This window comes from Mycobacterium sp. TH-M116 (assembly GCF_057473685.1).
In genome coordinates, this window is sequence record NZ_JBYCLC010000273.1 from 1 (window position 1) to 4,242 (window position 4,242).

Annotated in this window: 6 protein-coding genes; 2 read left to right on the forward strand and 4 right to left on the reverse strand. The window is 67.8% G+C overall.

Annotated elements, in window-relative coordinates:
* Both AC2VOK_RS13675 and mhuD read right to left on the reverse strand, forming a co-directional pair.
* Positions 1–1,364 (reverse strand): serine hydrolase (locus AC2VOK_RS13675; RefSeq protein WP_428900963.1); only part of this gene is annotated, 1,364 nt, incomplete at its 3' end.
* Positions 1,336–1,656, reverse strand: a complete 321-nt coding sequence (mhuD, locus tag AC2VOK_RS13680) for a mycobilin-forming heme oxygenase MhuD (RefSeq protein WP_428900964.1) — start codon at positions 1,654–1,656, stop codon at positions 1,336–1,338. The genes AC2VOK_RS13675 and mhuD, both read right to left, overlap by 29 nt.
* Before the next feature lie 63 nt (positions 1,657–1,719).
* Between mhuD and AC2VOK_RS13685 the strand changes: the two genes are divergently transcribed.
* Together AC2VOK_RS13685 and AC2VOK_RS13690 are read left to right on the forward strand one after the other, a co-directional pair.
* The gene (locus AC2VOK_RS13685) at positions 1,720–2,502 is read left to right on the forward strand and encodes an alpha/beta fold hydrolase (protein WP_428900965.1); all 783 of its coding nucleotides are present in this window, start codon (positions 1,720–1,722) and stop codon (positions 2,500–2,502) included.
* A 63-nt stretch (positions 2,503–2,565) separates the two neighbouring features.
* Positions 2,566–2,889 (forward strand): helix-turn-helix transcriptional regulator, encoded by a 324-nt coding sequence (locus AC2VOK_RS13690; protein ID WP_428900966.1) that lies wholly within the window; start codon positions 2,566–2,568, stop codon positions 2,887–2,889.
* A gap of 21 nt (positions 2,890–2,910) precedes the next feature.
* On the opposite strand, the gene AC2VOK_RS13695 is transcribed toward AC2VOK_RS13690, so the two are convergent.
* Positions 2,911–3,774 (reverse strand): DUF6671 family protein, encoded by an 864-nt coding sequence (locus tag AC2VOK_RS13695; protein ID WP_428900967.1) that lies wholly within the window; start codon positions 3,772–3,774, stop codon positions 2,911–2,913.
* 9 nt (positions 3,775–3,783) lie between these two features.
* Positions 3,784–4,242 (reverse strand): carbonic anhydrase (locus tag AC2VOK_RS13700; RefSeq protein WP_428900968.1); only part of this gene is annotated, 459 nt, incomplete at its 5' end.

Below are 4,242 nucleotides of genomic sequence, written 5' to 3' on the forward strand. Positions count from 1 at the left end.
CGCGGGGCGATCAACGCGAACACCTGTTTGGCGATGGTCAGCATCCACCCGGTCACGGTCGGCCCGTGGTCGCGGGGCCAGTTCAGCTGAAAGCTGACCACCCAGGGCTGCCGTGTCTTGTCGACGGCATACCAGCTGAACGTCAGGTCGCCCGGCAGGCCGCCGGCTTTCGCGCCGATGTACGGCCAGATGTCGCGGTCCAACTGGATGCCGGAGACCGCAGAGAGGATCCGCCGGACCGGTGCCGCCGCCCCGACCGCGTCGGCCTGCAGCGCCGCGTGGACCCGGCAGATGTCCTGGGCGGTGCCGTACCACTCCGCGCCGTAACTGGAGGCCGGCGTGTGCGCACGAGTCGGGTCAGGCTCATACGGCGTCGAATTCGCTTGCGCCAGAAGCTCGGCGCGAACTTGCGGGGAACCGTGTTCCCATTGGGTGCGCAGGTCCGGCATGCCCCAGCCGACCGAGAACAGTTCGTACATCGTGGGGAAGGGGGTCATGCTGGCCGGGTCGTGATGGCCGGCCGTGGCGAGCGCCTGCTCGATCGCGTGCGTGCCCAGCCTCCCGATCAGCAAGTCGGTGGCCATGTTGTCACTGGTGGCGATCATCTTCTCGGCGGCCGTGCGAACCGAAACCTGGGCTCCGGGTTGCAGTTCCAGCCCCGATGAGCCCACCGCCCGGCTCTTGTCGGTGACGGTCAGCTGATCGTCCCAGGACACGGTGCGATTCTGGATCGCCCCGGCCAGGGCGTGCAGGACGTACAGCTTGAAAATAGAAGCCAGCGGTAGCGGTTCGGCGCTGTTGGTGCCGGCCACCGGGTCGCAGTTCCCGTCGTCGACCTTGGCAACCTGGTAGGAATAACGAGCACCCGTCGTGCTCAGCACCGCGTCGACGTCGTGGAACGACGTGATGGTCGGGGCGTGGGTGTCCAGGTCGAAGTGATCGACCCGGCCCTGCTCGTCGGTGTGGATGCGGATGTCCTGGCGGGCGCCGTAGGACGAGATCAGATGCAGCGTGGCCACACTGGCGCTGATGTCCACCTTGTCGAGCGCGAAGGGCCGATCCCACCACAGCTTTTCCATGGTCGCTTCGACCCGCTCGACGTCGCCGGGAGCCGCCAGGGTGCGCACTCCCACCGGTCCGATCGGCCAATCCGAGTTGAGCATGTCCAGGGCCTGCTGGGCCCGCAATCCCGGAGGGGTCCGGGTGTCGATCGACCGTCCGGGTTCCGACGCGCTCGCCCGCGGAGGTGGGGTGGGGGCACAGCCGGGGGCCAGGGACACGATCAGCGCGGCGGCGGCGCTCAGCGCCAGCAGACGATGCAGAGCCCTTCGCCCGCTACTGGGTCTGGTCTTTCCCGGCAACATCCATCACAACCTCGAATTCCAGCAGCGACGCCCCGGTTGCCACGGGGTTGGCCCGCTCGCCGGCGTGGGCTTCGATGGCGGGACCTTTTGCCCACGCCTGGAAGGCTTCCTCGGATTCCCAGCGCGTCACCACGAAGTAGCGGTTCTCTCCCTTGATCGGGCGGAGCAGCTGAAACCCCAGGAAGCCGGGCTGGTTGTCGACCGCGTGGGCGCGGTGGGCGAACCGCTTCTCCAGCTCGGGGCCGGCGTCTGCCGGCACTTCGATTGCGTTGATCTTCACCACTGGCGGCATTCGATCAGGCTACCGCGCAGCCAGCCCTGTCCGTCTGCGGGTCGGGTCCGCCAAGATGGTGGCATGCCCGCCGAACTGTTGACCCGCCAGGGTGGGCACGGCGACCCTGTGGTCCTGGTACACGGCCTGATGGGGCGCGGCACCACCTGGTCGCGGCAGCTGCCGTGGCTGATCCGGTTGGGCAGCGTGTACACCTACGACGCGCCGTGGCACCGCGGCCGCGACGTCGCGGATCCATACCCGCTCAGCACCGAACGGTTCGTGGCGGACCTGGCCGAAGCGGTGGGCGGGCTGGGTGCACCGGCCCGGCTGGTCGGTCACTCCATGGGGGCTTTGCATGCGTGGTGCCTGGCCGCCGAACACCCGGAACTGGTCTCAGCGCTGGTGGTCGAGGACATGGCCCCGGACTTCCGCGGGCGCACGACCGGGCCATGGGAGCCGTGGTTGCAGGCCCTTCCGGTGGAATTCGACAGCGCCGGTCAGGTACTGGAGCAATTCGGACCGGTCGCCGGGCGGTATTTCCTGGATGCTTTCGATCGCACCGCCACGGGTTGGCGGCTGCACGGTCACACCGCGCGATGGATCGAGATCGCCGCCGAGTGGGGCACCCGCGACTACTGGGCGCAGTGGACGGCGGCGCGGGTGCCCGCGCTGCTCATCGAGGCCGGCGACTCGGTGACGCCGCCGGGCCAGATGCGTGCGATGGGCGACCGAGATTGCCTGACAACTTATCTGGTCGTTGCTCAGGCTGGCCACCTGGTGCACGACGAAGCGCCGCACGCCTACCGCGCCGCCGTCGAGGCCTTCTTCGTGGGGCTCGAGCAAACTGGGTCAGCCCTCCTGTGAACTGCGGTGCTCGCCCATTGGCGAATTCTTTTACGCGAAATCGTGCTGTAGTACCCTCGTGGAGTGGACGACTCGCGGGCCCCGCGGTCGGCAACCCGGCACACTGCCGAGGCTGCCGACCGCACCTGGACGTTCCTGACCAACCACGGGCACGTGTTGTTGTGCGTTTCGAACGGTGAGCCCTTGACGGCGCGGGAACTGGCGCTGCGCATCGGCATCACCGAGCGTTCCGTGCAGGCGATTCTGACCGATTTGACCACTGAGGGATATCTGATCAAGTCCAAGGTCGGTCGCCGTAATGTCTACGAACTCAATCCGCAGGGAAAGCTGCGCCATCCACTGGAAGCCAGTCATTCGGTGGGTGAACTCGTCGCGGCATTGTCGTGATACTGCACCGGCAATCGCTTTTCAAGGATTGCATGCCGGGCAGAATGCCGGATCTGCATCGGCTTCGCTGCGTGGTACCGCGCTTTGACGCGCGCATGCTGGGCACTCGAGGATGTCGGCGGCGGCAAGGCTGGTCGGATATCCGCATGTCCGGCAAGGCAGGCCGTCGAGGACTGCGACTTTGCCGTATCCGGGACAGGTGCACCCGGGGCAAGGTGTGGCAAGCCGGCGAGCAAGCCGGCCCGCCAGGGCGACCAGGACATCGCGGCGGGTGGGGTTGTGATGTGCACGCAGGTCGGGTTCGACCCAGGCCTGCTTGTCCGCGGTAAGCGCCAGCGCCGCGTCGACCACCTCGACGAGGGTCGCGGTGTCGGTGATCCCCTTGCCGAACACCCGCGTTCGATGGTTGACGACGGCCTTGACCGCGGCGCCTTGGCGAGGGAACCCGAAGCCGCGTGCCGCGTCGACAGCTCGGTCAGGGCTGTCGACCAGCCGGGGCGGTCCCGGAGCTCCGGGGGTGCACAGACTCTCGACGATCCGAAAGCCGCGCACGTCGTCGACGAACACCAAAATTTCTTCGTGCACGGCCAGCGCGGCGAACCAGGAGTCGTAACTGGCCTCGCTGGCCAAGCCGTAGGGAACTCCGACAGCCCGCATTGCCTGGCGGGCCTTGGCGGTCGCCGCGGCCGACGGTGCCGCCGTCCTGGTCACCTCTCCCGTGAAGGTGCCGAACTGATCGGTGTCGATCCCGGGCGGGGCGACCACCTGCGCGCCGAGTACGGCGGCGAAGGGAGGTGCCACTTGGTGTTCCTTGCCGTGCATGGTGCCCATCGCGATCACCGCCCCGGCATAGGCGATCGACGCGCCGCCGTCACCACCATCCATGTGGCCGACTCACACGCACTCCAACAATGGTGAGTCGCTTTCGGCCACGTCTCCGAACGTCGCGCAGGCGCGCAGTCGGCCGTCATGACGGTCGACGACAAGGCACACGATCGCCGCGCGCCCGCCGTCGACGGCCTTGGCGATCACCGGTGACTTGTGCAACAGCGTGACGCCGGTTTGTACGACGTGCGCGGCGGACAGTTCGTCGGCCGTGCCGATGGTGGCATTGAGCCGGGTCAGTGACGAGATACCCTGCTCGACGACCGCGCGGACCGCCCCGTCGGGGAAGCTGACGTTCGTCCACGCGTCCAGTGCGGTGCGCATCGCGGCGCAGTCCGAATGGCCCAGGACGGCGATCACCGGTGTTCTGAGCGTGTCGACGGCATACTCGAGCCCGGCCAACACGCCCGTGTCCACGACGTGGCCCCAGTTGCTGATGTCGACCAGCGCGCCGCTGCTTTGGCCGAA

What these genes read in the sequence shown, in the direction of transcription:
- mhuD (WP_428900964.1), bottom strand. Translation starts at nt 1,656, where the DNA reads ATGCCGCCAGTGGTGAAGATCAACGCAATCGAAGTGCCGGCAGACGCC.
- AC2VOK_RS13685 (WP_428900965.1), top strand. Translation starts at nt 1,720, where the DNA reads ATGCCCGCCGAACTGTTGACCCGCCAGGGTGGGCACGGCGACCCTGTG.
- AC2VOK_RS13695 (WP_428900967.1), bottom strand. Translation starts at nt 3,774, where the DNA reads ATGGATGGTGGTGACGGCGGCGCGTCGATCGCCTATGCCGGGGCGGTG.